This window comes from Flavobacterium tagetis (assembly GCF_016735615.1).
GTDB lineage: Bacteria > Bacteroidota > Bacteroidia > Flavobacteriales > Flavobacteriaceae > Flavobacterium > Flavobacterium tagetis.
The window spans coordinates 380,242-406,678 of sequence record NZ_JAERSF010000004.1 but is presented as its reverse complement, the minus strand read 5'-3'; the positions used below and the strand labels follow the sequence as shown (position 1 = coordinate 406,678).

Genomic DNA, 26,437 nt, shown 5'->3' with positions numbered 1-26,437 from the left:
GCCACAGATTTTTGAATCTCGCGAAGACGCTAAGCCGCAATTTTTTATTTGCAAAGGCTCTTTAAAATTACTTTATATAAGACAAACCAATGACAAAACAAAAAGTTACTTTATTCTGGTTTAGACGTGATTTGCGTTTAGAAGACAATACAGGATTATTTCATGCTTTGCAATCAGATTTTCCTGTCGTACCTCTTTTTATTTTTGATTATGAAATTTTAGAACATCTTCCAAAAAACGACGCCAGAGTAACTTTCATTTACGATTCATTAGAAAAGATAAACTCAGAATTGAATAAACTTGATTCTTCTATCTTGATTAAAAAAGGAAAAACTACAGACGTTTGGAAATCGCTTATTGAAGAATTTGATATTCAATCGGTTTTCTTTAATAAAGATTACGAACCTTTTGCAATCAAACGCGATACGGCAATAACTGCTTTATTAAAAGAAAACAACATTGAAACTTTCTTTTATAAAGACCATGTCATTTTTGAAGAAAAAGAAATCACAAAAGCTGATGGACTGCCATATACGGTTTACACTCCATATAAAAACAAATGGCTAGAAAAGTATAATTTTTTAGGTTCTGCCGCAGAACATGATTCTACTTCACATCAATCTAATTTTGCTAAAAATAAATTCAAGTTTCCAGATTTAGCTGAAATAGGTTTCGAAAGAAGTTCTATAAAAGTTCTTCCGCATAACTTAACACAAATTGCCAATTATAAAGAAACCAGAGATTTTCCTGCTTTAGACAGCACTTCTTATCTTTCTCCACATTTACGTTTCGGGACGGTAAGCATTCGAAAATTGGTAAATTGGGCAAACCGAAAAAATCAGACTTTTTTAAGCGAATTAATATGGAGAGAATTCTTTATTCAGATTCTGTTTAGTTTCTCGAATTGTGTCAATCATAATTTCAAATCTAATTATGACGGAATTCAATGGCGAAATAACGAAGAGGATTTCAAACGTTGGTGTGCTGGAACAACAGGATATCCTATGGTTGATGCGGGAATGAGACAGTTAAACGAAACCGGATATATGCACAATCGCGTGCGTATGGTTGTGGCGAGTTTTTTATGCAAGCATTTACTTATCAATTGGCAATGGGGCGAAGCTTATTTTGCAGAAAAACTTTTAGATTTTGAATTAGCTTCAAACGTAGGAAACTGGCAATGGGCGGCAGGAACAGGATGCGATGCTGCACCTTATTTCAGAGTTTTTAATCCTGAAATCCAGCAAAAAAAGTTTGACCCAAAAGGAGAATACATCCGTAAATGGATTCCTGAATTTGATTTAGGCTATAACGAACCGATGGTTGATCATGCTTTTGCGAGAGATCGAGCGATTGCTACTTATAAGAAGGGAATCATTAAATAAAATACCCTATTTTAAAAAATTCCAAATTCCAATGTCTGATTCAATTGGAATTTGGAATTTAAATATTAAAAATTTTGAAATTAGTATTTCAGATAATTATCAACGACAATTTTCGCTTTCAAATCAAACATTAAATTGTACAAACCAAAGAAAGTACGGTTCATGTAAATAAAATGTTTAGATCCTCGATTACCGTTCATTTTTTTCAAGTTGGTATCTTCTGAGAATCGTTTTCCTAATTGTGCGATTGCATTGAAAAATTCTTCATCGGCAAAATCGAAAGTTTCGTTTTGAAAAGGTTTTGTAAAAAGCGAGAGCAAATCATGAAACATTTCGGTGAAATATTCTATTTCTTCTGGCGTATCATCTTGACGAAGAATTTCTAATTCGAATAATTTCTGGTTGAAAAGCTTTTCATCAGTAATCACATTTTTATTGATCAACTCAAAATATGGAGTATAGAAATCATTTGGAATTTGTTTCATACAGCCAAAATCTAGAGCGATCAATTGGTTTTGGTTATCAACCAAAAAATTGCCTGGATGTGGATCTGCGTGTACTTTCCTTAAAACATGAATTTGATACATATAAAAGTCCCAAAGTGCCTGACCCAATTTATCACCCGCTTCTTGATCTTTATTTATGGCTGTAAATTCAGAAAGATGAATTCCCGTCATCCAATCCATTGTTATGATTTTCTCTGATGAAAACTCAGGATAGTAATTTGGGAAATTGATATTTTCAATTTTACTGCAAGCATCAACAACTTCCTGACTTTGTTTTAATTCTAACAAATAGTTTGTTTCTTCTATCAGTTTATCTTCAACTTCTTTGAAATATTTATCAGAATCTTTTCCCTGCAGATTAAACATTCTTATCGCAATAGGCTTAACCAAAGCCAAATCTGACGAAATGCTATTGGCAACTCCTGGATATTGAATTTTTACCGCCAGTTTTTTATCGCCTTTCTTTGCCAAGTGCACCTGACCAATGCTAGCCGCATTTACAGAATTTGGATTGAATTCGTCAAAAATCTCATATGGTGTTTTTCCAAAATTACTTTTGAAAGTTTTTAAAACTAATGGAGCAGAAAGCGGCGGAACAGAAAACTGTGACAAAGAAAATTTCTCAACATAAGCTTGAGGCAGAAAATTCTTGTCCATACTCAGCATTTGAGCCACTTTTAAGGCACTACCTTTTAAGCTTTTTAGTCCGTCGTAAATATCTTCAGCATTGTTCTCGTTTAGTTTATCACGGGTTAAATCTGGGTTTACCATTTTTTCGGCATAATGTTTTACATAGTTTACGCCAATTTTAGCACCAGTTTGAACCAATTTTCCCGCCCTTTCAATTTTAGAAGTTGGGATATAGTCTATTGTTTTCATTATCTGCTGTATACTTTTTCTTTGAACAAAAATTTTCCAAAATCTATCAGATGATTCATTGGTGCGACATTCATCAATTCGAATGAAGCATTTACTGATTTTTCAATAAAAATATCTGTTTTCTCAAAAGCAGGAGATTCATCTTCCATCCAGAATTTAATGGTTAGCATTAATTGCAACCAAGAAGATTCTTGAATAGCTTTTTCTTGAAATTTTTGAAATCTTTCCTGTTCTAATCTATAATCATCTGTCAGGATTTCAGAAACATATTCTTTAAAACTATTTCGAAGTGTCGTTAACTGAACCAAATTTTTAATCGGATTTCTGTCAATTTTAAGCGATTGTAAAACATAACTTCTATTGGCAGTCAAGATTTCGAAGAAAGTAAAATAAAAACTCAGCATTTTGTTCTTCATATCATATCCCTGATATTCTTCGTTTTTGTGAAGAAGATTAACTGTGTTTTCAAAAAACAGTCGGAATATTTCTTTTTCTAAACCTTCTAATGTTCCGAAGAAAGCATAAAACTCAGCTTCTGTAAAATCATTTTCTTTCGCAAAATGATAAACAGATTTTGGTTTTTGACCTTTTTCTAGAACTTCATCCATATATTTTGAAACGATATCATCTTTGGTAATTACCTTTTTTTTAGTCGCCATTTGATTAAAATTTAGAATTTGCCATAAAGGTAAACATTGTTTAAGTACCTTTACTATTGCTTAAACGCTATACAGTGTTAAATATATTATAAACTATTATGGCTCAAAATGTTCTATTAACAGGCGGAACTGGTTTCGTTGGAAAATATTTGACAGATGTTCTGATCGAAGCAGGTTATTCTGTGTCAATTTTGAGTCGCTCTAATCGAGAAAACACTGCTAGAGTTACTTATTATAAATGGGATATAAAGAAAAACTACATTGATAAAAATGCAATTCTAAATGCCGATTACATCATTCATCTTGCAGGAGAAGGTATCGTCGAAAAAAGATGGACCAAAAGACGTAAAAAAGCCATTATCGAAAGTCGCGTAAGACCGGTAGAAATGATTTATTCCGTTTTAGAAATGAATAATAAAAAACTAGAGACATTTGTTTCTGCTTCAGGCATCGGAATTTATGGCGCTATTACAAGTCATAAAATATGTACTGAAAACACACCTCCAGCCGATGATTTTCTTGGAATTACGTGTCAGAAGTGGGAAAGTGCTGCAGATAAAATAGGTTCTTTAGACATTCGAACAGTTAAAATTAGAACTGGTATCGTTTTAGGCAAAAACGAAGGTTTTCTAAAAAAAATGATTCCCACATTTAAGTCTGGTTTTGGTGCTGTTTTAGGTTCTGGCAAGCAATATCTCCCTTGGATTCATATTGAAGATTTATGCCAGATTTATTTAAAAAGCATTGAAGACACAAAACTAGAAGGTGTCTACAATGCTTGTATAACGGATAATACTACAAATGCCCGTTTTTCTAAAACTCTAGCCAAATTGTACGATTATAGTATATGGTTGCCAAAAGTTCCGCCTTTTGTTTTAAAGATTTTACTAGGGCAAATGAGCATAGCGGTTTTAACTGGGCAACGTGTTTCCTCGGAGAAAATTCAGAAAACAGGGTTTGAGTTTCAATTTACCGATTTAGAGAAAACGCTTATCAATTGTATAAAGTAACTCTTATTTTAAAGTCAGCATTGTCTCATCACTGCGAATAATTCCCGTCAATTCTGTATTCGCTGTTGTAGCTATTTTTGACGCTATAGAACTTGGAATATGGATATTAAAATCAGATACCAAAATTGGAAAATCTGAAATAACCTGAATGCCTTCTGGCACTCTTTTAATTAAAGCATTTACAATAATTTCTTTCGATTTTCCACGCAAATTAAGTTTTCCTTTTATCTGATATTGTTTTTCAACCTCATTAATATCTTTCAAATCAAATTTCTCGATTTTTCCTTTAAATACGGCTTTAGGATAACGATTGCTCTGCATGTAATTTTCATTGAAATGCTCTTCCATCAAGTCCAATTTAAAGCGAAAATCTTTGACAATAACAGTACAGATAAAAGTACTTGTTTTAGGTTCTAAAAGTATGGCAACTTGTCTATTTACTGCTTTCACTTCTTCAAACATCGGAACAGAAGCTTCAAAGTTTATTGTTCCCGTATTAGTAAAAAACTTGTCTTGGGCAATGACAGAAAAGGCGGTAAAAAATAAGAATAGTAAGGTAGTTGTTTTCATAATCGTCTACATTTAAACAATTATGTCATTCAATTTATTCTGATTAAGAGAAAATAAAAAATCAGATTCTGATTAATCTGAAAAAAATGAACGGCAATACTCAGTGAAAAAATTCCGTAACCCAATAATTACACTTAAAGTTACGGAATTTTTGCTTGCAAAGTTTTGGAACTTATGCTAAATATTTGTGAATATTTTTGAATGTGAAATGTGAATTGTATAATGTGAAATGCTCTCAAAATTACATTTTTACTTCTGTACAAATTTCAATTAAAAACCCATTCAAATCTCTTGCGTAAGCCACGATCTGTCCCCAAGGTTTTTCTACTGGTTCTGAAACTATAACGGCACCAAAAGAAGTTGCTTTCTGCAAAACTTCAGGCACATTCTCAGTTATAAAACCAATTTCTATAGCAAAAGGTTTGTCTTCTAAACTGCTTTCTATAAAGCCATCGGGTAAACTTTTTGATGCTAATTTTTTTGAAGCAAACGAAAGTGTAGTTTCTCCCGTAATCAATTCGCCATAATCACCTTCTGGTGTGACAAACTTTCTCGAAAAACCAAAGGCGTTTTCATAAAACGCAATAGATTCTTCGACATTTTCAACGTATAAAATTGTATATCCAAACTTGACCATATTTTCTAATATTTAAGTATATCAAATAAATATAAGAAAATTTAGCTAATTTCTAGAAGAACATTATATTTTTCTAGGCTTGCCAAATCTTCAATAGAATTTATATTAGCCAATTTTTCATGTTCTTCTACTTCTTTTCGAACTTCGATATGTTTTATTGCCTTTCTAAAACGGCGTACTTCTTCTAAATTAGATAAAATCAGTCCTGGAACCTGAACGCTTTTTCCTTCTTTGTCTTTGGCAACCATTGTAAAATAAGACGAGTTACAATGTTTAATAACTCCTGTCTGAATGTTTTCTGCTTCTACACGAATGCCAACAACCATAGAACTTCTTCCAACATAATTTACAGATGCCTTCATTGTAACCAATTCTCCAACTTCAATTGGTTTAAGAAAGTTTACGGTATCTACAGAAGCTGTTACGCAATAATTTCCACTAAATTTTGACGCCGATGCAAATGCGATCTGGTCTAACAATAGCAAAATATATCCTCCGTGAATTTTCCCGCTAAAGTTGGTATGCGAAGGCAACATTAATTCTGATATACTAACTTTTGATGATGAAACGGGTTTAAAATCTGTACTCATGTTTTTGTTTTTGGTATTTTTTGATTAGTTGTATTCTATATTCTTTTCTCTTACGTCTTGCTTCTTTCCTCTTTTTGCTTTCTAATTCAATAATTCATTCTCATCTGAATTGATCGCTCTCGCAATAATATTTTCCGGAAGAGACTTTTTGGCTTTTGCTCCCATTTTTTTTAATCTTTCTACACTCGAAATCAGGTTTCCTTTTCCGTCAACCAATTTATTCATGGCGCTTTCGTATTCTGTTTTGGTATCTTTTATTTTATTGCCAATTCGAACCAAATCAGAAACAAAACCTTCAAATTTATCGTACAAAGCTCCGGCTTGTCTTGCAATCTCTAAGGCATTTTCCTGCTGTTTTTGATTGGTCCACATACTGTCAATCGTTCTTAACGTAGCCAAAAGCGTACTTGGTGTCACAATTACAATATTTCGATCAAATGCTTTAGTATACAAAGAAGGATCTTCATTTAAAGCAATGGCAAAAGCGGGTTCCATCGGAATAAAAAGCAAAACAAAATCAGGACTTTCCATTTGGTACAAATCGTGATAGTTTTTGCTTCCCAACTGCTCGACATGTCTTTTTATAGAAATGACATGTTCTTTAAGAAATTCTATTTTTAAAAGTTCTGATTCTTCGTTTACCCATTTTTCATAAGCTGAAAGGGAAACTTTAGAGTCAACAATCATTTTTTTACCGTCAGGAAGATTAATTACAACATCGGGCAAAACTCGGTTTCCTTCACTATTGGTAAAACTTTGTTGCACCTCATATTCTCTTCCTTTTTCTAATCCCGATTTTTCTAAAACACGTTCTAGAACCAACTCGCCCCAATTTCCTTGCATTTTACTGTCGCCTTTTAATGCTTTGGTTAGATTTAAGGTTTCTTTGCTCATTTGCGCATTCATTTCGCTCAAACCAATAATCTGCTGACGAAGCGCTGCATGATAGTCGATACTCTCTTTATGGGTTTGCTCAACTTTCTGTTCAAAAACTAGAATTTTATCCTGTAAAGGTGTCAGGATATTTTTCATGTTCACAGTATTTTGCTCGGTAAACTTTGCCGATTTTTCCTCTAAAATTTTATTGGCAAGGTTTTCAAATTCTTTGGTAAATTTTTCTTGAAGTTCGTTGATTTCGCTTTTTTGCTCTTTATGGCGTTCCCATAAATTTTCAAAATCAACTTCTTTTTTAGAAAGCTGAATCGCAAGACTGTCTTTTTCTGTCCTGATGTTTTCCTTTTCGGCAATATTTAACTGCAGTTGTTTCTGAAAATTATTTTTTTCATTTTCATATTGTTCTTTCTGCATTTGCAATTGACCATTTAAGGCATTTAATCTCTCCTCTGAAATGGCTTTTTCCGATTGAAATTTTGATGCAGAAAGCATTCTTCCTACGTATATGCCCACAAAAAGCGCAACAACAAATCCTAACAAAAACGGTATATAATCGACCATAACTAAGTTTATTTTACGTAAAAGTACGCAATAATACGTAGTACTTAGTTTTTAAAGTAGAAATTTCACTAATTCATTTTCAATTCAAACTAAACCAACATTTTATTTTTCAAAAAAAAAGTTAACCTCAACGCAACCTTTTTCTGAAACCACAATCTACTAAGATATAAACCTATTAAATAATTATGAAAAAAATAATGCTTGGCTTATTTGTAGCCTTTGGATTCAGCGCCTGTTCTCTAAATGATGGAAATAATACTTATACAGATTGTGGCGGTAATACATTAGTAAATTTTACTGGCTTTCCGTTCTCATGCAATTATAGCGAAAAAACGCAACAAAATAATTCGGCTGCAATTGTTATTGGATCGGAAGAAAAAATGAATGAATATTTCACAAAACATGCTAACAGCTGTTCTGTTGCAAGTGATCCTAATATTGATTTCACAAAAGAATATTTGGTTGGAATTTTTGCTGGAGCCAAACCTACAACTGGCTATAAAATTGTAATAAGCTCTATTGTAGAAAACAATTGTGAAATTGTTGTAAACTATTACGAAAAAGCTCCTGCTGCAGGTGAAAATGTAACTCAGACTCCAACTTATCCTTATGATTTTGTTCTGATTCCGAAAACCACAAAAGGAATGATTTTCAACAAAACGAATGAGAATACAGACAATATAGTTATTGGCAGCTTCAATAATCAATGTTTAAGCTCAGATTGTCAAAAATTCTATCAAATTAATGATTACAACACTTTAAAATTCTTAAATGTCGCTGCAAACCAATACGATTTTGGACAATATAGATACATTCCAACAATCAAAAGAGGAGAATATACTTTGTTGTTAAAAAGTGTTCCTGCTGAAATTTTGGCTTTAAAAGGACAAACCAAAACATATGGTACTCCAGATGCTGCAGACCAAGGCGGAATTTATTTTGAACTTCGTCAAGGCGCAAGTACCACTAAAGTTTATATCGACAATAATGATACTGAAGATCAAAGTTCAGAGATAAAACTTTTCAAAAAAACAATTCAAGAAAAAATTACAAGCTTAAAATAATTCAATCATGAAGAAACTCTTTTTATCTTTTATTATTTGTTTTCTTTTTACATCAATGATCTCTGTAAATGCTTCTAGAGAAGAAGCTGCCGGATCATTAATAAATACTTGGATTTGGGAAAAATCTATTGGAGGTTCGAATAATCCGTATGTTACAACTCCAAAAACAATCGGATTTACCAAGAAAATTATCTTTACCCAAGATGGAAGGGTTATTACGTATAAAAACAATGTAGAGATAAGAAACAGTGCTTATCAGATAGAAAAAGGAAAAGGATTTTTTGATCAGTCAGAACATGATCTAATTACGTTTGAAGGCAAAACTTACATAATTGAAAACCTTGACAATCAAAACCTAACAATTGTAAGCAACAGTCAAGACGGTACTCGAACTATTTTTAAAAGATAGTTTTGTAAGCTATTTAAAACTATTTTTGCAAAATCAAATTTGAACCATTTCTTGAAAGACGAGTTAGAAAAATATATCAAACTGTGCATGAAAAATGACAGAGAGGGACAGCTGAAAATCTATCAGTTGTTCTCTCCTGTTTTGTATGGTATATGTTTGAAATATATGAAGAACGAAGATGATGCGAAAGATGTTTTTCAGGAAGCTTTTGTAATTGCGTTTCAGAAAATAAGCCAATATAAATTTGAAGGAAGCTTTGAAGGCTGGCTAAAAAGAATCTTTATCAATAAGCTTATCGAGACTTTGAACAAAAAGAAAAAAGAAAGTTTCTTTTTAGATGTTTTTGATCCCGATACCGACTTTGTGGAAGAAGAAGAACTGGAAGCTATTCCGATAGAACAAGAAAAACTGCTGGAATACATTCGGGATTTACCAGATCAATATCGAACGGTTTTTAACTTGTATGTATTTGAAAAAATGAAACACAAAGAAATCGCCGAACTCTTAAAAATCTCCGAAGGGACTTCAAAATCAAATTTAAATCGCGCCAAACATATATTACAAAAGCGAATTTTGAGCATAAAAAATTTTAAAACAGCATGAAGAAGCACAAAATAGAAGATATTTTTTCATCAATGGAAGACTTTTCGAGTGTTCCGCCTCCAGAATTATGGAGTCAGATTGAAGAAAAATTAGATAAACCTAAAAAGAAGAAGAGAGTTGTTCTTTGGTGGTCGGCTGCTGCATGCTTATTATTAGGGTTGCTTCTGCCTTCAATTTTACATTTTACTGATTCATCTGAAAATACAAACCTCAACAACGGCAATATTGAAAACAGCAGAAATAGTGTTGTTATTGACAAAGAAAAAAATCATAACTCTAACAGCAGAAATTTAGATCAAAATAAAAATACTGGTAAAACAATAGATTCTTTAAATGGAAATGCTACAAAGAATCAGTTCAATAACGATTCACAGATTCAAGCTCAAGAGACTTCTGTGGCTGAGACAAATTCTAAAAGCAAAACCGATAAAAAAGATTCTAAGTATAGTGCGCCAAATTCGGCTAACACTCCAAACCAATCTGTTGCGTTTCAGAATTCTAGTTCATCAGAAGAGAAATCGAATCTCAAATCTTCGAAAAAATCTAATACAAATGCTCTGAACCAGTCTGTCGCATATCAAAACTCAGGTTCATCTGAAGAAAAATCTGTTTTAAAATCTTCTAGTAAATCTATTTTAGGAAATAATTCAAAAACTTCTAACAAAGGAATTTCTGAAGAAAGAGTTGCATTTGGCAAACAAAGCAAGTTTAATTCGACAGCCAAAAAGCAGCTTTCAAATTCTATTTTTGAAGAACAGATTGCTCCAAAAAATAACAAAAATATTGCTTTCAATAATCAGCGCTATTCTGTAAATAATAACTCTTTTACAAACAGCAATGCTTATAATTCAAATAATGCGGTTTCTGGTAAAAATGAGAATAAACGCACTGACAAAGCAGTTATCATAAAAGACGATCTGAAAATTACCAATAGTTTGAGCAAAACAGATTCTGTACAGCTGGCTGAACTTCAGAATTTAGAAAAAGGAATTTTATCTCCTGAAAAGCAAAAAGAAGAAAAGGAGAAAAAAGACAATCTTATCAATAAAAAAGAAAGATGGGCCGTTGCCGTTTTTGCTGGTGTTGCAAGTTCTGAAAATACTAAGAATGAGAAAACCTTAGGAAACGTAAACGATTCTAAGCAGTCTAATTCTTATGGTGTCAAAACAAAATACAGCATTAACAACAAATGGGCAGTTGGTTCTGGTCTAAAAATTAGCGAATTGGGTCAAAGTGTTGCCAATGTATCTTACGTAAGCGCCAAAAACAATGCTTTTTTTGCTCCTGCCGCTTCCTATGCCGACAGTAGTCCGGTTGCGTCATCAGATCCAACAAGGCAAGAATATTTTTTTGTTTCAAATAGCACAAAAGAAGCTATGAAAAATGAAAACGTTCAAACAGGTAAATTAGATCAAAATTTAAGATATGTGGAGATGCCACTTGAAGTTTCTTATTCTGTTTTTAATCAAAATAAAGCTAGGATTAACATCAACACTGGCGGCTTTGTTGGTAAATTAATTTCTAATAATGTGGCTTTAGACGGACATTCTATTGGAGAAAACATGAATGCCAATGATTATGTTTATGGTTCAACATTGAGCAGTACGGTTCAATATCGTGTGTACAAAAAGACGAATGTTTTTGTTGAACCTGCGGTAAATTATTATATCAATCCGCTAAACAGTCAGTCTTTCAACCAGTTTCAATGGGGATTAAATTTTGGACTGAATGTTAACTTTTAAAGTAAATTTGTAGTATTTTTTAAACTATTTTTAGAATAGGTTTTTATGAATTCTACCATTGGTCCTCCTGATTTACTATTGAGTAAAGAGATTATTTTTGATAAAGCTGATTTGCAAATGGCTTCTTTACAAAAGGAAAGCGAAAGCGAAGAATACAGCGCATTTCGTTTTCAGATAAACAATAAAAACATTTGCTATAGAGAAGCAAAAATTACCCCAACCAAAACAGGGCAGTTTGTTACTTTATGGAAACGAAATCAATCAGGAACAATTGAACCTTTTGATTATTCAGATACTATTGATTTTGTAATTGTGAGTGTTCGAAAAGATCAGAATTGGGGACAATTTATTTTTCCAAAAAAGACATTATTAGAAAAAGGTGTTTTTTCTACCGAAAAGAAAGAGGGAATCAGAGCAACAAGAGTTTATCCGCCTTGGGATGAAACTACAAGTAAACAGGCGCAGAAAACTCAGAAATGGCAATTGGATTATTTCTTTAACTTTTCAAATCAAGGTAAAATTAATTTAGAGGAATTAAAAAAAGTATTTATATAAAAAAAGGCAGTCGTAAAATGACTGCCTTTTCTGTTTTTATAATCGATTTATTTCTTGATAACTTTGTCTTTAAAAATCACTTTATTATTTTCTGTAACTGTGTAGAAATAAACTCCAGAAACTAGATTTCCAACAGCAACAACTGCTGTACTAACTTCAGATTCATTTTTAACGCTAATTGGATTTCCTATCGCACGACCATTAAAATCATATAATCTTATTTTTAGATCTCTTCCTTGCGTTGTTTTCACATCAAAATTCAAAACATCTGTTGCAGGATTTGGATAAGCTTTTACAAAATATTTGTTTTTTCCAAAATCTGGCGTAGAAAGCACGTCTTCTTTCAAATAGAAACGAGCAATTACTGGTCCGTGGTCTGACGTTGTTGTCGTATAATTTGAAATAAAATTTCTTGGATCATAAACAGCAATCGAGTTTGCGATATAATCTTCATTCAATTCATCAGAAATTAAAATATGATCTAAAAATCCTTTTGAACTTAAAAAACTATACGCTCCAGCTTGACTAATACCTAATGTCAAAGCATTATAACCAGCTGTATCTTCTACAAATTTCTGATAAGATGACGGTGTATTTGCATTACCAACCCAAGCTTTTACATCATCATTAAAATCTCCTAAAAGAATTAAGTTTGAATTTGGATATTCTGCATCTAATGCATCTTTAAGATAATCTATATCGTATTTGCGTAGATTGTATTTTGAAATATCAGTTCCGGTGTTTGCACGGGCGTGGAGATCAATTAAGTTGATTTCTTTTTTAATTCCGCCAATATTAGCCTCAACCTGAACCAAATAAGGAAGACGTCCCGATGAGAAAAAACTATCATCATTAAGTTCCGGGGTTTCAGTACCTGGATAACCTGGTAAAACTACTGTATGAGCAAGAATTTGATCATATAAATCTTTAAATAATACTTTTGTACTTTTTACAGTAGTCGTTTGAGTATTATAAATTACAACCAATTTTTGAGGTGGAAAATATGGGTCTAAAGGCTTAAATGAGTAAGACCAAGAAGTTGAAATTACTTTGTCAAATGTTTTTCCGTTGATATTGATTTTTTGAATTAAAGCATCAATTGAAGGATCATCAGAAACTTCCTGAACAACATAAACGTCTGCATTTAATGTGTTCATTACTTTGGCGACGTTTTCTATTTGTAATACATCATTTGTTGGTCCAAATTCTTTACCAGTTTTATCTTTAACATCAGAACCAAAAAACTCTAAATTATAAGATACTACATCATAAGTATCTGCTTTTAATATAGAAGTTCCCGTAAATAACCCAATTTGTTTAGTAAGAGAGGTTCCTGTAACAGTTAAAACGCCAGAGATTGTTGGTACTTTTGCTGTTGGAACAAATCTTGCATAAACTGTTTTTCCTGCTTCTGATTCGGCAGAAGTAACAATAACACTTGATGCAAATGAAACATTATCTAATGATAACTCGTAAGAAGCTGGAGCGGCAATAGTAATATCGTCATAGCCTGCAGCATTAAAAACAAAAGACTGACTAGCAGAAACCGAATTCGGACTTACATCTGCAAAATCTAAAAATGGGTTTGAGTCCACATATTTTGATTCATCAATAATAGCAAAATCATCAAAAGACCATTCTGCAGCATTATCAAGTCCACCAGAAGTCGTTTCGTAAACCCAAGCCAAATAAGTATGATCAGTTTTATAAGCTGTTAAATTTATATATTCTGATTTTTCGTAAGTTCCTGTATTACCTGGAAATTTACCATCTAATGGCGTCCATGTAGCTGTATTGGGATCACTTACTCCATCGTAGTTTGTAGAAACTACTAATTTTAAAGATGGCCCATCATAATATTGACGAGAATAAAAAGATAATAACGGAATGTGATTAAAACTATCTAAGCGTAATCTTGGAGAAATCAACCAATCTTTACTTGCACCACTATCCGAAAATCCATTCATTAAAACAGCTCCAGTTCCTGAGTTAACATTACGTGATTGGTTAGTATAAGACCATTTGTTTAAAGGTCCCGCCTCATTATATTGCACCCAATTACTGTTTACAAAAACATTTGCATCGTCAAAATTTTGTACTAAAGGATTTACTCCAAGCGCTGTTAAGTTAACCGTCTTTGTTACACCTCCTGTTGTTTCATGAATTATTGAACCTGTAAAACTGGCAACTGAAGTAGGAGTGAATTTTACATAAACTGTTGGCGTTGCATTAGAATCAAAATCAGTAGGAACAAATGTCAAAGATGTTGAGAACGCTATGTTATCTTTTGAAATAGTAAAATTTCCTGACGCAGTAACTACTACATTTGCAGTAAGATCTGAAGCTCCTATCTGATAGCTTTTAATTAAAGGATCAAAATTTGGTTCGGTACCACCTAAATTTAATACCGCAACAGAAGGAGATATAGCAGGAGGCATAACACTTAGCGTTGTTACATCTACTCTATTAACTGATGCTTGAATATTTCCTGCAATATCTTCTGAGATAGAAAAAATAGAATATGCCGTGCTTAAAGGTAATCCTGTAAAACTTTTAATATATTCTTGAGCAGAACTTGTTACATCAAAAATTCCTGATTGCAACGCTGTAACTCCATTTGAATCTTGACCTGCTTTTATCTGTGCAATTGTTGGTTCTGCACTTCCACCTGGCAACAATACATAATATGTTTTTCCAATTTCATCAATTTTATTAATAAAATCAAAACTTTCTGCTAAAACATTTGCTGCTTTTGGATAACCTGAAAGATTAGTTGGAGCAAAAGTATCTTTTCTAATATCTAAATCATCAATTGCGAAAGATGGACGCCCTCCACTCCCTGAAATTTGTCTTGAAGCCCAACGTATTTGAACTACAGGCTGATTATCACATTCTGCAGGTAAAGTGATTTTTCTTAGTTGAGGATTTTGTGGCGCAGCAGTAGTACTAGTTTGATTGCTAGAATTATTTCTATATGCCGTTCCTAAAAGTGAAATAAAATCTCCCGTAGTACCAACTCTATATTGCAAAATCACTTCATTAACTCTCGTATTTGTAGCATCAGAAGGATTTCTTATTGTCATTACATTATATGTAACCTGTACATTTGTTGTTCCAACACTTGAAAAAGCAAAACCAATTGTAAGATTGACACTTCCTGTGTTTAAAAAACCTAGTTTACCAACATAATTATAAAAACCTCCTGAATTAGTATTTGCACCTTTGCCAATAAGTATAGTATTATAATCTGTAAAAATTGGAGAAGTCAAGTATTGAGTTACTCCACCATCATTACCACCAAGAGTCCAACCTTTAAATCCTGCTGGAAACTGTGCATCAGTAGCTAGCCATGATTCAAAATCTTGTTTGTAAGGTAATGGTTCTTGCGCTTCTGGATTAGTTTGAGCAAAAAGATCTCCAGAAAAGCAAGCAAAAAAACATAAAAGAGCCAAAAAGCGCGAAAAGTAAAGTTTTTTCATACGTTAAAGAATAGAGTTTTTAGAGTTCAAATTTATAGTCTTTAAAGTTAAGCGAATATTACAAAAACATAAACTTAACGTTTATATTTTTATGAACATTATTTACAAAAACTTAACACAACACTAAATATAATAAAATAAAACCAACAAAAAAGGCTCAAATCAAAACATTATTCAAAATAATCTAAAACTCACGCAAACCCTAAAAACGCTAGGTTTCCTACAAAACAAAGCAAGCTTAAAACTAAAAAAGCAGTAAACTTTCGCTTACTGCTTTTTACTAATTCAAAATAGTATTCTCTAACAAATATTAAACCGCGGTATAACCTCCATCGGCAATAATATAACTTCCTGTTGTAAATGATGATTTATCAGAATTTAGGAAAACTACCAGCTCGGCAACTTCTTCTGCTGTTCCTAAACGGTTCATTGCAGATTTTGCTGCAACGGCCTGCATCATTTCTTTATTTAAATTATCTTTTAAAAGTGCTGTTTCAATATAACCTGGTCCAACAGCATTACAGCGAATATTTTTTTGCGCATATTCTACTGCAATATTTTTAGTCAAACCAACAACACCATGTTTACTTGCTGTATACGCAACACTATTTGGCGCGGCAACCTGTCCGTGGATTGAAGCAATATTCACAATACTTCCTCCACCATTTTTTTCCATTTGTTCCAATTGGTAACGACACGCATAAAAAACACCACTTAAGTTTAATGCAATAACTTTATCCCAAGCTTCTGGCTCATATTCTCCAGTTGGTTTTGCCGGCCCTCCCATTCCTGCATTGTTGCAGGCAATATCCAATCGGCCGTATTTTGAAACTGTCACCTCAACCATATGTTTATTGTCGGCTGCACTAGACGAGTCTCCTTTTACGAAAAAAGCTTCACCGCCCTTTTCCTTTATCACTTTTACAGTTTCTTCACCGTGTTCTACATTTATATCAGATACTACAACTTTTGCTCCTTCTCGAGCGTAGGCTTCTGCTACTGCGCGACCAATTCCTGATCCTCCACCAGATACAAAAGCTACTTTATTTTCTAAAAGTGCCATTTTATATATGTTTTTAAATTGATACCTCTAATTTACGAAGATATCAACCGATACAAAAGCTTTGAAAGGAGTTTAAAATAACATTAACGCCAACCGCTAATGTTATGTTATTTGACATTAAATTGACTCAATTTTGTTTTAAATTTCGTATTGTCTTATTCCTCCTCATCCAATTTCATGTTTCCGCGATCTTTATGATTATCTGGATGTGAGTTTGGATATCGATTTGGCGTTATATCAGAATTACGATCTTTATTCTCAACTGTCTTATTTGCCTCTTCCTCTGTTTCGACTCCACGGTTTGCATTTGGATTATCTGGATTTACTTGATGAAGCGCTTTATTAATATCTTCGTTTTCATTTCGGGCTCGTTCCACAATCTTTTTATCGCCGTCTGTATCTGTTACCAACTCTTTATTCAGCTTGGCATCTTTTAGCTCTTTATCGTGCGAAACGTTTTTTCCTTTAGATTCATCTATGTTTTTCTGCGTTCCGTTTATTTTTTTCGTTCCTAAATTATTCGTTTCCATGGCATTATTCTTTTTACATTTAATACTTTATAATATTACAAATTCTAACCCTCAAAAGATTATGACTTCATATTGCTTTTCTTTTATAATTGCCATCTGTTTTTTTATTTATTACCTTTATTCAAAGCAACTTAATCACCTTAATTATTATGAATTTCTTTAAAATTAAAACCAGCTGGTCCAATTCCGAATTTATCTTAATCAAACTTTGCATGGCTTCTGCTTATATTTTAATTGGAACTTATTTTCATAAATTTTTCGAAAACTATTATTCAGTTTTAATTGGCATTTTTGTTGTTACCGTAATTTGGTTTGTCTACCAATGGCTGAAAAAAATGAAATCTGAAAACAGTTCTAAGATTTAGTTCTAAGAAAGAAACTATCTTTGCAAAAAATTAAAAATGCACCGACACTTCATTCTTTTTAAACCTTACGGTTATTTAAGCCAATTCATTTATGAATTAAAAAGAAAGAAAAAGCTTTTGGGCGAATTGTACGATTTCCCAAATGGAACAATGGCAATAGGAAGATTGGATGAAGATTCTGAAGGTTTGCTTCTTTTGACAACTGATGGAAACATGAGCGAACTCGTTCGAAGTAAAAAGGTTGAAAAAGAATACTATGTTCAGGTTGACGGAATAATTACACCAGAAGCAATTGAACAATTACAGAATGGTGTCGAAATTGGACTTGACGGTGGAAAATACAAAACGAAACGCTGTAAAGCATCTATCGTTACCGAAATTCCAGATTTTGGAGCAAGAGCCAAAAAAATAAGAGACGAACGTCATGGTCCAACTTCTTGGGCATCCATCACAGTAAGAGAAGGAAAATTTCGTCAGGTTAGAAAAATGACCGCTGCAGTTGGTTTTCCAACGCTGCGTCTCGTTCGCGTTCGAATAGGAAATGTATATTTGCAAAACCTAAAAGCGGGTGAAGTTTTGGAAGTTTCCGATTTTCAATTAGATAATTAGAAAATGTGCCAATTAGATAATTTCCAGAAACTAATAACTTATAACTCATAATTCATAACTAAAAAAAGATGTTAAACGTTGTTCTCGTAGAACCAGAAATACCAAATAATACCGGAAATATCGGAAGATTGTGTGTAGGCACAGAAAGCCGTCTTCATTTAATTCATCCTTTTGGATTTGTTATTAATGACAAAAACTTAAAACGTTCTGGATTGGATTACTGGGTTCATCTTGATGTTACCGAACATCAAAATGTAGAAGAATGGATTGCACAAATTCCAGATCATTCTCGAGTATTTTTAATGAGTTCGCATTCTGATAAATCTTATTTAGAAAACGAATTTCAAGATGGTGACTGGCTGGTTTTCGGGAAGGAAAGCGTTGGTTTAAGCAAAGAATTTATGGCAAGATTCAAAAATCATTTAACGATTCCGATGTCACCACTTATTCGCAGCTTTAATATTGCTAATTCGGTTGCTTTTGTTGTTGGAGAAGCAAAGAGACAGATTGGATTAAAGAAATAAGATGAGACCTCTCATTGATGAAAATAACCTCAGCTATTCTAAAGAATTCCTGATTTATCGCACACGAGGAAAAATTCTTGAGAAAGCCATTTTTGTAATTGGAGCTTTTGTAGGCTTTATTTACTTTTATATGCAAAACCAACTTTTTATATTTTTTGCACTATTTTGCTTTTTCATTTTTCAAATTCCTCTACTTGTTAAATCAATAAAAAGAATCGATGAAATTCAATTTAGAATTAATTCTAAAGGAATTCAGTATAGAGATAATCTTTTAGTTCCGTGGAATAATATTGAAAACGAAAGAGCTATTTCAGAACATAATGGCTATAAAAATGACACAACAGATTATTTCGTTTATTATATTATTGATCCTGGTCAAATAATGAAATTTAACCTTAATGAATTAAGTACAGATGTCTGCGAATTAGATATTGTATTGAATGTTCACCGAAATAGATTTAAGAGAGAAAATAGCATAACTTAAGTTACAATAAACTTCCCTTTTTCAGCATCAAAAATGATATGCTCGTCTTTGAATAAATTGCTGAAGCTTCCATTTGAAATTAAATTACAAGGCTGATCTTGCACTATATTTTCTGGCGTCATCATAATCATTTCATCGCTTAACTGAATAGCCAGATCGATATCGTGTGTAGAAAACAAGATACATTTTTGAGTTTCTTGTGTTAGCTTCTTTAATAATTTAAATAATGAAACTTTATGCAGTAAATCAAGATGCGTTGTAGGTTCGTCTAGAATAATTAGCGGTGTATCTTGTGCCAAAGCTCGCGCAATTAAGACTTTCTGCAATTGTCCATCACTAATTTGGAAATGCTTTTTTGAAGCCAAATGTTCTATTTGTGTCAAACTCAATGCTTCCTGAACTTTTACAACATCTTCGTCAGATAATTTATCTACCCAATTGGTATAAGGCTGACGACCCAAAGCGACTAATTCAAAAACAGAAAGATTACTTGGAGGCAATTTTTCAGTGAGGACCAAACTTAGATTTTGTGCCAATTCTAAAGGCTGATAATCTGAAATATTTCTTTCGTTTAAATAAACATTTCCAGATAAAGGTTTCTGAATTCCAGTAATTGTTCGCAGTAAAGTTGATTTACCTATTCCGTTTGCTCCTATTAAAGTAATTAATTTACCCGCTTCCAAATTAAGATTAAGATTCTCAGCAATAGTCGTAACGCCTTTCTTGGATTTATATCCAATATTTAAACTTGAAGTTGATAGAATGTTTTTCATTTTTAAAGGTGCTAAGGTTCTGAGATACTAAGGTTCTAAGTTTTTTCTTTGTCTAATAATTAAAAAAAATCTGTGTTAATCTTTTTAATCTGTGGCTAAAATTTATTTAAAATTTCTTTTTCTAACTAATAGCCAAATTACAACCGGCGCACCAATTATAGACGTAACTGCGTTTATTGGAAGCGTGACATCAAAACCTGGCATTTGCGAAACAATATCACAAAACAGCATTATAATGGAACCAAAAAATAAAGTGCTCCAAAATAAAATAGTATGATTGCTAGTTTGAAAAGTCAGTTTTGCAATGTGTGGCACCGCTAAGCCCACAAAAGCAATTGGTCCTGCAAAAGCTGTAATGGCTCCTGATAATATACTGGTCGCAAAAATGATAACTAATCTAGCTTGTTTAAAATTCAATCCCATACTTTTGGCGTAATTTTCTCCAAGAAGCAAGGCGTTTAATGGTTTGATACTTTTGGCACTCAAAAGCAATCCGATTCCAACACAGAAAGTTAAAATTACAATAGTTGTCCAAGAAAGATTTCCGAGATTTCCCATTGACCAGAAAGTAAATTTCTGAAGCTGTTCGGCCGTGCTGAAATAAGTTAGAACACTTACTATTGCAGTGGTAAAGCTTCCGAACATTAATCCCACAATCAAGATTGCCATGGTATCTCGCAATCTCTGCGAAACTACTAAAACTAAAAAAAGAACCAACGTGCTTCCTAAAGTAGATGCTAAAACAATTCCGTAAGAAGACAATGCGATTACACTTAAAAAAGAAGGCAGAAATCCTGCTCCTAAAATCACAAAAGCAACACCAAGACTTGCACCAGAACTTAATCCTAAAACATAGGGTCCAGCAAGCGGATTTCGAAACAAAGTCTGCATTAAAAGTCCGCTCATTGAGAGTCCCGTTCCAACCAAAACCGCAGTAATCGCTTTTGGAAGACGATAATTAATGATAATATATTCCCAAGTCGATTTTGTTGCCTGACCTCCGGTTAAACTTGCTACAACATCTTTTAGCGGAATTGTAACCGATCCTAAACTAATGCTTGCAAAAAACATTAGAAAAAGTCCTAAAGTCAAAACGACAAATAAAATGGTATTTCGCTTTTTATTCGCCAATTTAATTCAGTTTTGATGCAAAAGTAAATTCGTAGCCTGCCAGTAAATCTGGATGAAAAATCTTGATATAATCTTTTAAAACTAAATCGGGACGGCTTGGTGCAAGTTCATAATAAACTGTTCCGCCTGTTGCTCCCATTTTCCCTTCAAAATTATAAACGGTTTTATTTTTAAAAGCATCAAATTCTGAGTAATGCGGATTTGCTTTTTGTAATTCATCCAAAGTTTTAAAAGATCCCGAAGCAATCCAAACATTAGCCGTTTTCGCTTTATCTAAAACTTTTTCAAAAGACAATCCTTCACTTCCGGTTCCTTTTAAATCGGCCCATAGATAATTCGATTTTGCATCTTGCATAAACTGCGCTACCCAACTGTTTCCTTTGGCCACATACCAAACATCTTCGTACATAGAACCGTATAACACTTTTGAAGTTGCAGGTTTATCGGCAACCAGTTTTTTTGCCTGATTGTAGCTTTCAACAATTTTATCAAAAAGTTCTTTTGCTTTATCTTCTTTTCCAAACAAAGCACCATACAATTTAATCCATTCTGCTTTTCCTAGTGGAGACTGCTCCATCCAGTCACCTTGAATAAGTACTTTTAAACCGCTTTTCTTTAAATTATCCAACATCGGATTATTATTATCTACACCAAATGTCACAATCAAATCTGGTGACAATTCTATTAACTGTTCGATATTCAGTTTTTCATTTTGTCCAACGTTTTTCACAGAACCTTGGTCAATTAATGCTCTAGTTTTTTCTGAAGAAATGTAATCTGTGTGCGGAAATCCGACTAATTTATTCTCAACTTCCAGCATTTCTAAGAAAGGAATATTTGTGGTTGAGGTTACCACAACACTTTCTAACGGAACTTTTATAGCAGGATATTTTTTTAAACTGTCTGGAATTTGTACGTCTTTTTCCTCTAAAATGTAAGTAAATTTCTCCTTAGCATTTGGCCACGGATTAACCACATTTACAATCGAATAGCCTTCTTTTTTTACAATCGAAAGACCAGAAGCATATTCAATACTTTCTATCGAAATATCAGATTTTACAGTAGTTTGCGTTTCATTTTTTTTACAGCTAATTATTAAAAGAAGCAAAAAAACGACTGGTAATTTATGGAAAAAATATTTCATATTTTATGTTTTGTATGGCCACAAAGGTAAATCAATTTCTATTTTTTTTGTTTACCTTTATTCGTACAAATTTAAACAAATAGCCTTTTATTTGATGAGTGCACCAAAAACAAAAATTTGCTCCAGTTGTGAAGCCGCTTTTTCATGCGGAGATATTTCACCTGAAAATAAGTGCTGGTGTAATGATTACCCTCCTATTTTCAATCTTTCTGACGGAGGTGACTGCCTTTGTCCTATATGTTTTAAAGAAGCCTGTGAAGATAAAATTGACGCTTATATCGAAACTATAACTCCCAAAAAAGCGCTTAATAATAAAGCAATGCTTTTACCCAAAACTGATAATTTAATTGAGGGAATAGACTATTATATCGAAAATGGCAATTTTGTTTTTAAGGCTTGGTTCCACCTAAAACGAGGAACCTGTTGCGGTAATAACTGCCGACATTGCCCTTATTAGAAGTTATGAGTTATAAATTATGAGTTATGAATGAGTAGCTCGTAATTTAATTTATAAATTGCCAAACAAAACTCATAACTCAAAACTCATAATTAATAAAATGATTTACTTAATAACTGGCGGCGAACGTTCTGGAAAAAGTGGTTATGCACAGAAACTTGCTTTAGAACTTTCCGACTCTCCTATATATGTAGCAACTGCCCGAAAATGGGATGCTGATTTTCAAAATCGAATTGACCGCCATCAAAAAGAAAGGGATGAACATTGGACGAATATCGAGAAAGAGAAATATTTAAGCGAAATTGATTTCTCAGGAAAAACTGCCTTAATTGACTGTGTTACGCTTTGGCTAACTAATTTTTTTATTGATACTAAAAATGATGTAGAGTTAAGTTTAGAAGAAGCAAAAAAAGAATTTCTTGCTATCGCTAAACACGAAAATACGAATATCATTATTGTAACAAATGAAATCGGCATGGGTGTTCATGCAGAAACGCATATCGGAAGAAAATTTGTTGAACTTCAAGGCTGGATGAATCAGTTTCTTGCAGCAAATGCCGATGAAGTTGTATTAATGGTTTCTGGAATTCCAGTTAAAATCAAGTAAAAAAAATCCAAATTAGAAATTCCAAATTCCAAAACTCAGCATAGTTTTGGAATTTGGAATTTTCTTTTTTAGAGTTTGCTCTTGGAATTTGGGATTTAAAAATTGTAATTTTATAGCATGAGTAATTTAGACGATATATTAAAATCCCGCCGCGACACACGACATTTTACTGCCGAAGAAGTTCCTGATGAAGTGATCAAGAAAGCCTTACAAGCTGGGCATTGGGCACCTTCTGTGGGACTAACCGATGCTACAAGATACTATCTCATTAAATCTCATGAAGTTAAAAGTTCAATTAAAAATCTCTTTTTAGATTACAATAAAAAAGCTGAAGAACTTACCGATAATCTTGAGCAGAAAGAACTTTACAAATCGCTAAAACTCGAAGCAATTGAAGAAGCTCCAATCGGACTTGTTATTGCTTATGATCGTTCTGTTCTAAATCAGTTTACGATTGGGACAATTGGCAGTAACGAAGCTGTAAAATTCAGTTCGGTTTGTGCGGCACAGAATATCTGGCTCTCGCTTACAGAACAAGGATACGGAATGGGCTGGGTTTCGATTCTAAATTATTATCAGTTTAAAAAAATTCTCGATTTACCCGAAAATATAGAACCGCTTGGCTATTTCTGCATCGGGAAACCAGCAACCAATTATAATAATCAGCCAATGCTGCAGCAATTGCATTGGAAACAAAAATCGGAAGCTCCCATTTGCACTGAAATCAAAGAAATTCATCAAATAAATGTTTCTCCTTTCGATTTACAATCAGAAAACAAAACGCAAAATAAAGCCGATTTCTATACTCTTTTGCAAGATAAAATAGACTCGAAAACAAAACCTGTTGGTTCTTTGGGAACTTTAGAAGCATTAGCTTTTCAAATGGCAACGGTTTTTGAAACTTTGAATCCGAAAATCGAAAAACCTAATATTGTAGTTTTTGCAGCCGATCACGGAATTGCAAATCATGGTGTAAGCGATTATCCTCAAGATGTTACGCGACAAATGGTCACTAATTTTCTAGATGGCGGTGCTGCTATAAACGTTTTCTGCAATCAGAATAATATTGAATTATCAATTGTAGATTCAGGCGTTAATTATGATTTCCCTACCAATGCAAAATTAATCGATGCAAAAATTGCCAAAGGAACACAGTCTTTTCTTCATGTTCCTGCAATGAGCGAATCTGAAGTCCAATTATGTTTTGAGAAAGGAAAATCGATTGTCGAAAATATCGCAAGGTCTGGCTCAAACTGTATTGGTTTTGGCGAAATGGGAATTGGAAATACATCTACTGCTTCTGTTTTAATGAGTCTTTTAACAGGTTTTCCTATTGAAGATTGTGTCGGAAAAGGAACTGGTGTTGAAAACGAAAAACTGCTTTTAAAACAAAATTTACTCCAGAGAGCAATTGAAAACTATTCTGGTCAAGCTGAAATACTGTCGCAACTCTCCTATTTTGGGGGTTTTGAGATTCTTCAAATGGCCGGCGGAATGCTAGCAGCTTTTGAAAATAAAATGCTAATCTTAGTTGATGGCTTCATTTGTACTGTGGCATATTTAATTGCCTTTAAAATAAATTCGAATATCAAGCAAAATACTGTTTTCTGCCATTGTTCTGCCGAAAAAGCACATTCAGAATTATTGAATTATCTGGAAGCAAAACCTATTTTAAATTTAGATTTGCGTTTAGGCGAAGGAACTGGTTGTGCTGTTGCGTTTCCTATTTTAAAATCGGCCGAGGCTTTTTTAAATGAAATGGCTAGTTTTGAAAGTGCGGGAGTAAGTAGGAAATAGTTTTCAGTCTCGGCCTCGGTTTACAGTCATAAAATTACAATTACCAATTTTATAAATGAAAAAAGAACTACACATTTTCTTCACGTGCTTAATGTTTTACACCAGAATTCCATGTCCAAAAAACATTACACATCATCCAGATTATTTAAATAAAGCCACAAGATATTTTCCTTTTATTGGATGGATTGTTGGGAGTATTTCCTTTCTGGCCTTTTATCTTTTTTCATTTTTTCTTTCAACAGAAATTGCTGTTATACTAGCGATTATTGCTTCTATTTTAACTACCGGTGCATTTCATGAAGACGGATTTGCCGATGTCTGTGATGGTTTTGGCGGAGGCTGGACTAAAGAAAAAATCTTATTGATTATGAAAGATAGTGCGATTGGAGCTTATGGTGCAATCGGATTGGTTTTGCTTTTTTTATTAAAATTCAAATCGCTTTCAGAATCCATTTCACTTATTACTAACAACATTTTTCTAGTTTTTCTCCTATTTATATCTGCTCATTCTTTGAGTCGTTTGGCAGCAATCAGCATTATTTTCACGCATGAATATTCTCGTGATGATGCTTCAAGCAAAAGCAAGCCAATTGCAAAACAACATACTTGGAAAGAAGTTTTTGGATCATTCTTTTTTGGTTTAATTCCGTTGATTGTATTTTCTTATTTCAATTTGAAATTTCTTCTGATTATAATTCCTGTTTTTATAACACGATATTTTTTAGCACGCTATTTTCAAAAATGGATTGACGGTTATACCGGAGATTGTCTTGGAGCTACACAACAGGTTTGCGAAGTGGTATTTTACTTAAGCATTTTATTCTTATGGAAATTTATCTAGTTCGTCATACCGAAACGGTCTGTGAAAAAGGAATCTGTTATGGACAGTCAGATGTTAATATTGCAACACCATTTGATGAAATTTTTGACAGAATAATTTCTGAGCTTCCTTCAGAAGCTGTTATTTTTTCTAGTCCTTTAAAACGTTGTGTTATTCTGGCAAAACACATTCAAGAAAATATTAAAACCATTTCTTATCAGGAAGACGAACGTTTAAAAGAAATGAATTTTGGAGATTGGGAACTAAAAAGCTGGAACGAAATTCCGCAAGAAGAACTCAACCCTTGGATGGAAGATTTCGTTAATATCAAAGTTTCAAATGGAGAGTCTTTTGTTGAATTACACGAAAGAGTTGGTAATTTTTTATCCGATAAAATTTCAAAAATTAACCAGCCAATTGTAATTGTTGCTCATGCCGGAATCATCAGAAGCATTTTATGCCATCAAAGTTTATTACCCTTAAAAGAAGCTTTCAATAATAAAGTTGATTTCGGAGAAGTTATAAAAATCGATTTTTAATGCAAATTATTTATAATTTTTCATCAAACGTAAAACAAATTTGAATAATCA

The 26,437-nt window shown here is 33.0% G+C and carries 27 protein-coding genes; 15 read left to right on the top strand and 12 right to left on the bottom strand.

Going from position 1 to position 26,437, the window contains the following annotated elements; translation table 11 throughout:
• Positions 1 to 89 precede the first annotated feature (89 nt).
• A complete protein-coding gene (locus JI750_RS19690; RefSeq protein ID WP_202006140.1) occupies positions 90 to 1,385 on the top strand; it encodes a cryptochrome/photolyase family protein in 1,296 nt (431 codons plus the stop codon).
• An 80-nt stretch (positions 1,386 to 1,465) separates the two neighbouring features.
• Here the strand turns inward: JI750_RS19690 and JI750_RS19685 are convergent, their stop codons facing one another.
• The gene (locus JI750_RS19685; protein ID WP_202006139.1) at positions 1,466 to 2,770 is read right to left on the bottom strand and encodes an ABC1 kinase family protein; all 1,305 of its coding nucleotides are present in this window, start codon (positions 2,768 to 2,770) and stop codon (positions 1,466 to 1,468) included.
• On the bottom strand, positions 2,770 to 3,429 hold the full coding sequence (locus tag JI750_RS19680; RefSeq protein WP_202006138.1) for a TetR family transcriptional regulator C-terminal domain-containing protein: 660 nt from the start codon (positions 3,427 to 3,429) through the stop codon (positions 2,770 to 2,772). Before JI750_RS19680 ends, JI750_RS19685 begins: the two co-directional genes overlap by 1 nt.
• Positions 3,430 to 3,527: 98 nt before the next feature.
• Between JI750_RS19680 and JI750_RS19675 the strand changes: the two genes are divergently transcribed.
• Complete coding sequence (locus JI750_RS19675; protein ID WP_202006137.1) at positions 3,528 to 4,439, top strand: TIGR01777 family oxidoreductase; 912 nt, start codon at positions 3,528 to 3,530, stop codon at positions 4,437 to 4,439.
• Positions 4,440 to 4,442: 3 nt separating this feature from the next.
• Here JI750_RS19675 and JI750_RS19670 read toward each other — a convergent pair whose 3' ends face one another.
• The 4 genes from JI750_RS19670 to JI750_RS19655 form a co-directional block, all read right to left on the bottom strand.
• Positions 4,443 to 5,009 carry a YceI family protein gene (locus tag JI750_RS19670; RefSeq protein WP_202006136.1) on the bottom strand — a complete coding sequence of 189 codons (567 nt, stop codon included), beginning with the start codon at positions 5,007 to 5,009 and terminating at the stop codon, positions 4,443 to 4,445.
• Between the two features lie 241 nt (positions 5,010 to 5,250).
• Positions 5,251 to 5,646, bottom strand: coding sequence for a VOC family protein (locus JI750_RS19665; RefSeq protein ID WP_202006135.1), 396 nt, complete (start codon positions 5,644 to 5,646; stop codon positions 5,251 to 5,253).
• Positions 5,647 to 5,687: 41 nt separating this feature from the next.
• On the bottom strand, positions 5,688 to 6,236 hold the full coding sequence (locus JI750_RS19660; RefSeq protein ID WP_111380323.1) for an acyl-CoA thioesterase: 549 nt from the start codon (positions 6,234 to 6,236) through the stop codon (positions 5,688 to 5,690).
• Between the two features lie 81 nt (positions 6,237 to 6,317).
• A complete protein-coding gene (locus JI750_RS19655) occupies positions 6,318 to 7,691 on the bottom strand; it encodes a DNA recombination protein RmuC (protein WP_202006134.1) in 1,374 nt (457 codons plus the stop codon).
• A gap of 185 nt (positions 7,692 to 7,876) precedes the next feature.
• Here JI750_RS19655 and JI750_RS19650 point away from each other — a divergent pair, with 185 nt between their 5' ends.
• Genes JI750_RS19650 through JI750_RS19630 form a run of 5 tightly spaced genes read left to right on the top strand, consistent with a single transcriptional unit; the run spans position 7,877 to position 12,064 of the window.
• Positions 7,877 to 8,755 carry a protease complex subunit PrcB family protein gene (locus tag JI750_RS19650; protein ID WP_202006133.1) on the top strand — a complete coding sequence of 293 codons (879 nt, stop codon included), beginning with the start codon at positions 7,877 to 7,879 and terminating at the stop codon, positions 8,753 to 8,755.
• Positions 8,756 to 8,762: 7 nt separating this feature from the next.
• On the top strand, positions 8,763 to 9,164 hold the full coding sequence (locus JI750_RS19645) for a hypothetical protein (protein ID WP_202006132.1): 402 nt from the start codon (positions 8,763 to 8,765) through the stop codon (positions 9,162 to 9,164).
• 51 nt (positions 9,165 to 9,215) lie between these two features.
• Entirely contained in the window at positions 9,216 to 9,767 is a 552-nt protein-coding gene (locus JI750_RS19640) for an RNA polymerase sigma factor (protein WP_202006131.1), read from the top strand.
• Positions 9,764 to 11,509, top strand: coding sequence for a hypothetical protein (locus JI750_RS19635; protein ID WP_202006130.1), 1,746 nt, complete (start codon positions 9,764 to 9,766; stop codon positions 11,507 to 11,509). Before JI750_RS19640 ends, JI750_RS19635 begins: the two co-directional genes overlap by 4 nt.
• 45 nt (positions 11,510 to 11,554) lie before the next feature.
• Positions 11,555 to 12,064, top strand: a complete 510-nt coding sequence (locus JI750_RS19630) for a MepB family protein (RefSeq protein WP_202006129.1) — start codon at positions 11,555 to 11,557, stop codon at positions 12,062 to 12,064.
• A gap of 47 nt (positions 12,065 to 12,111) precedes the next feature.
• Here JI750_RS19630 and JI750_RS19625 read toward each other — a convergent pair whose 3' ends face one another.
• From JI750_RS19625 to JI750_RS19615, 3 genes are all read right to left on the bottom strand, one after another.
• Positions 12,112 to 15,543: a T9SS-dependent choice-of-anchor J family protein gene (locus JI750_RS19625; protein WP_202006122.1), complete on the bottom strand. Its 3,432-nt coding sequence runs from the start codon at positions 15,541 to 15,543 to the stop codon at positions 12,112 to 12,114.
• A 310-nt stretch (positions 15,544 to 15,853) separates the two neighbouring features.
• Positions 15,854 to 16,606: an SDR family NAD(P)-dependent oxidoreductase gene (locus JI750_RS19620; protein ID WP_202006121.1), complete on the bottom strand. Its 753-nt coding sequence runs from the start codon at positions 16,604 to 16,606 to the stop codon at positions 15,854 to 15,856.
• Between the two features lie 155 nt (positions 16,607 to 16,761).
• Positions 16,762 to 17,136, bottom strand: coding sequence for a hypothetical protein (locus tag JI750_RS19615; protein ID WP_202006120.1), 375 nt, complete (start codon positions 17,134 to 17,136; stop codon positions 16,762 to 16,764).
• 401 nt (positions 17,137 to 17,537) lie between these two features.
• Between JI750_RS19615 and JI750_RS19610 the strand changes: the two genes are divergently transcribed.
• The 3 genes from JI750_RS19610 (at position 17,538) to JI750_RS19600 (ending at position 19,118) form a co-directional block, all read left to right on the top strand.
• Positions 17,538 to 18,110, top strand: a complete 573-nt coding sequence (locus tag JI750_RS19610) for a pseudouridine synthase (RefSeq protein ID WP_202006119.1) — start codon at positions 17,538 to 17,540, stop codon at positions 18,108 to 18,110.
• A gap of 68 nt (positions 18,111 to 18,178) precedes the next feature.
• Complete coding sequence (locus JI750_RS19605; RefSeq protein ID WP_202006118.1) at positions 18,179 to 18,634, top strand: tRNA (cytidine(34)-2'-O)-methyltransferase; 456 nt, start codon at positions 18,179 to 18,181, stop codon at positions 18,632 to 18,634.
• A gap of 1 nt (position 18,635) precedes the next feature.
• A complete protein-coding gene (locus JI750_RS19600) occupies positions 18,636 to 19,118 on the top strand; it encodes a hypothetical protein (RefSeq protein ID WP_202006116.1) in 483 nt (160 codons plus the stop codon).
• On the opposite strand, the gene JI750_RS19595 is transcribed toward JI750_RS19600, so the two are convergent.
• From JI750_RS19595 to JI750_RS19585, 3 genes are all read right to left on the bottom strand, one after another.
• Positions 19,115 to 19,891: an ABC transporter ATP-binding protein gene (locus tag JI750_RS19595; RefSeq protein WP_202006115.1), complete on the bottom strand. Its 777-nt coding sequence runs from the start codon at positions 19,889 to 19,891 to the stop codon at positions 19,115 to 19,117. The two genes, JI750_RS19600 and JI750_RS19595, sit on opposite strands and share 4 nt — an antisense overlap.
• Before the next feature lie 102 nt (positions 19,892 to 19,993).
• Positions 19,994 to 21,022, bottom strand: a complete 1,029-nt coding sequence (locus tag JI750_RS19590) for an iron chelate uptake ABC transporter family permease subunit (RefSeq protein WP_439649352.1) — start codon at positions 21,020 to 21,022, stop codon at positions 19,994 to 19,996.
• 1 nt (position 21,023) lies between these two features.
• Complete coding sequence (locus JI750_RS19585; RefSeq protein ID WP_202006113.1) at positions 21,024 to 22,166, bottom strand: ABC transporter substrate-binding protein; 1,143 nt, start codon at positions 22,164 to 22,166, stop codon at positions 21,024 to 21,026.
• A 94-nt stretch (positions 22,167 to 22,260) separates the two neighbouring features.
• On the opposite strand from JI750_RS19585, the gene JI750_RS19580 reads away from it, so the two are divergent.
• From JI750_RS19580 to cobC, 5 genes are all read left to right on the top strand, one after another.
• Entirely contained in the window at positions 22,261 to 22,623 is a 363-nt protein-coding gene (locus tag JI750_RS19580; RefSeq protein WP_202006112.1) for a C1orf53 family protein, read from the top strand.
• 100 nt (positions 22,624 to 22,723) lie between these two features.
• Positions 22,724 to 23,230, top strand: a complete 507-nt coding sequence (cobU, locus tag JI750_RS19575; protein ID WP_202006111.1) for a bifunctional adenosylcobinamide kinase/adenosylcobinamide-phosphate guanylyltransferase — start codon at positions 22,724 to 22,726, stop codon at positions 23,228 to 23,230.
• Between the two features lie 117 nt (positions 23,231 to 23,347).
• Positions 23,348 to 25,027: a nicotinate-nucleotide--dimethylbenzimidazole phosphoribosyltransferase gene (gene cobT, locus JI750_RS19570; protein WP_202006110.1), complete on the top strand. Its 1,680-nt coding sequence runs from the start codon at positions 23,348 to 23,350 to the stop codon at positions 25,025 to 25,027.
• A gap of 55 nt (positions 25,028 to 25,082) precedes the next feature.
• Complete coding sequence (locus tag JI750_RS19565; RefSeq protein ID WP_202006108.1) at positions 25,083 to 25,868, top strand: adenosylcobinamide-GDP ribazoletransferase; 786 nt, start codon at positions 25,083 to 25,085, stop codon at positions 25,866 to 25,868.
• On the top strand, positions 25,853 to 26,386 hold the full coding sequence (cobC, locus tag JI750_RS19560) for an alpha-ribazole phosphatase (protein ID WP_202006106.1): 534 nt from the start codon (positions 25,853 to 25,855) through the stop codon (positions 26,384 to 26,386). Before JI750_RS19565 ends, cobC begins: the two co-directional genes overlap by 16 nt.
• The last annotated feature ends 51 nt before the right edge of the window (positions 26,387 to 26,437 follow it).

What these genes read in the sequence shown, in the direction of transcription:
- JI750_RS19690 (WP_202006140.1), top strand. Translation starts at nt 90, where the DNA reads ATGACAAAACAAAAAGTTACTTTATTCTGGTTTAGACGTGATTTGCGT.
- JI750_RS19685 (WP_202006139.1), bottom strand. Translation starts at nt 2,770, where the DNA reads ATGAAAACAATAGACTATATCCCAACTTCTAAAATTGAAAGGGCGGGA.
- JI750_RS19680 (WP_202006138.1), bottom strand. Translation starts at nt 3,429, where the DNA reads ATGGCGACTAAAAAAAAGGTAATTACCAAAGATGATATCGTTTCAAAA.
- JI750_RS19675 (WP_202006137.1), top strand. Translation starts at nt 3,528, where the DNA reads ATGGCTCAAAATGTTCTATTAACAGGCGGAACTGGTTTCGTTGGAAAA.
- JI750_RS19670 (WP_202006136.1), bottom strand. Translation starts at nt 5,009, where the DNA reads ATGAAAACAACTACCTTACTATTCTTATTTTTTACCGCCTTTTCTGTC.
- JI750_RS19665 (WP_202006135.1), bottom strand. Translation starts at nt 5,646, where the DNA reads ATGGTCAAGTTTGGATATACAATTTTATACGTTGAAAATGTCGAAGAA.
- JI750_RS19660 (WP_111380323.1), bottom strand. Translation starts at nt 6,236, where the DNA reads ATGAGTACAGATTTTAAACCCGTTTCATCATCAAAAGTTAGTATATCA.
- JI750_RS19655 (WP_202006134.1), bottom strand. Translation starts at nt 7,691, where the DNA reads ATGGTCGATTATATACCGTTTTTGTTAGGATTTGTTGTTGCGCTTTTT.
- JI750_RS19650 (WP_202006133.1), top strand. Translation starts at nt 7,877, where the DNA reads ATGAAAAAAATAATGCTTGGCTTATTTGTAGCCTTTGGATTCAGCGCC.
- JI750_RS19645 (WP_202006132.1), top strand. Translation starts at nt 8,763, where the DNA reads ATGAAGAAACTCTTTTTATCTTTTATTATTTGTTTTCTTTTTACATCA.
- JI750_RS19635 (WP_202006130.1), top strand. Translation starts at nt 9,764, where the DNA reads ATGAAGAAGCACAAAATAGAAGATATTTTTTCATCAATGGAAGACTTT.
- JI750_RS19630 (WP_202006129.1), top strand. Translation starts at nt 11,555, where the DNA reads ATGAATTCTACCATTGGTCCTCCTGATTTACTATTGAGTAAAGAGATT.
- JI750_RS19625 (WP_202006122.1), bottom strand. Translation starts at nt 15,543, where the DNA reads ATGAAAAAACTTTACTTTTCGCGCTTTTTGGCTCTTTTATGTTTTTTT.
- JI750_RS19620 (WP_202006121.1), bottom strand. Translation starts at nt 16,606, where the DNA reads ATGGCACTTTTAGAAAATAAAGTAGCTTTTGTATCTGGTGGAGGATCA.
- JI750_RS19615 (WP_202006120.1), bottom strand. Translation starts at nt 17,136, where the DNA reads ATGGAAACGAATAATTTAGGAACGAAAAAAATAAACGGAACGCAGAAA.
- JI750_RS19610 (WP_202006119.1), top strand. Translation starts at nt 17,538, where the DNA reads ATGCACCGACACTTCATTCTTTTTAAACCTTACGGTTATTTAAGCCAA.
- JI750_RS19605 (WP_202006118.1), top strand. Translation starts at nt 18,179, where the DNA reads ATGTTAAACGTTGTTCTCGTAGAACCAGAAATACCAAATAATACCGGA.
- JI750_RS19600 (WP_202006116.1), top strand. Translation starts at nt 18,636, where the DNA reads ATGAGACCTCTCATTGATGAAAATAACCTCAGCTATTCTAAAGAATTC.
- JI750_RS19595 (WP_202006115.1), bottom strand. Translation starts at nt 19,891, where the DNA reads ATGAAAAACATTCTATCAACTTCAAGTTTAAATATTGGATATAAATCC.
- JI750_RS19585 (WP_202006113.1), bottom strand. Translation starts at nt 22,166, where the DNA reads ATGAAATATTTTTTCCATAAATTACCAGTCGTTTTTTTGCTTCTTTTA.
- JI750_RS19580 (WP_202006112.1), top strand. Translation starts at nt 22,261, where the DNA reads ATGAGTGCACCAAAAACAAAAATTTGCTCCAGTTGTGAAGCCGCTTTT.
- cobU (WP_202006111.1), top strand. Translation starts at nt 22,724, where the DNA reads ATGATTTACTTAATAACTGGCGGCGAACGTTCTGGAAAAAGTGGTTAT.
- cobT (WP_202006110.1), top strand. Translation starts at nt 23,348, where the DNA reads ATGAGTAATTTAGACGATATATTAAAATCCCGCCGCGACACACGACAT.
- JI750_RS19565 (WP_202006108.1), top strand. Translation starts at nt 25,083, where the DNA reads ATGAAAAAAGAACTACACATTTTCTTCACGTGCTTAATGTTTTACACC.
- cobC (WP_202006106.1), top strand. Translation starts at nt 25,853, where the DNA reads ATGGAAATTTATCTAGTTCGTCATACCGAAACGGTCTGTGAAAAAGGA.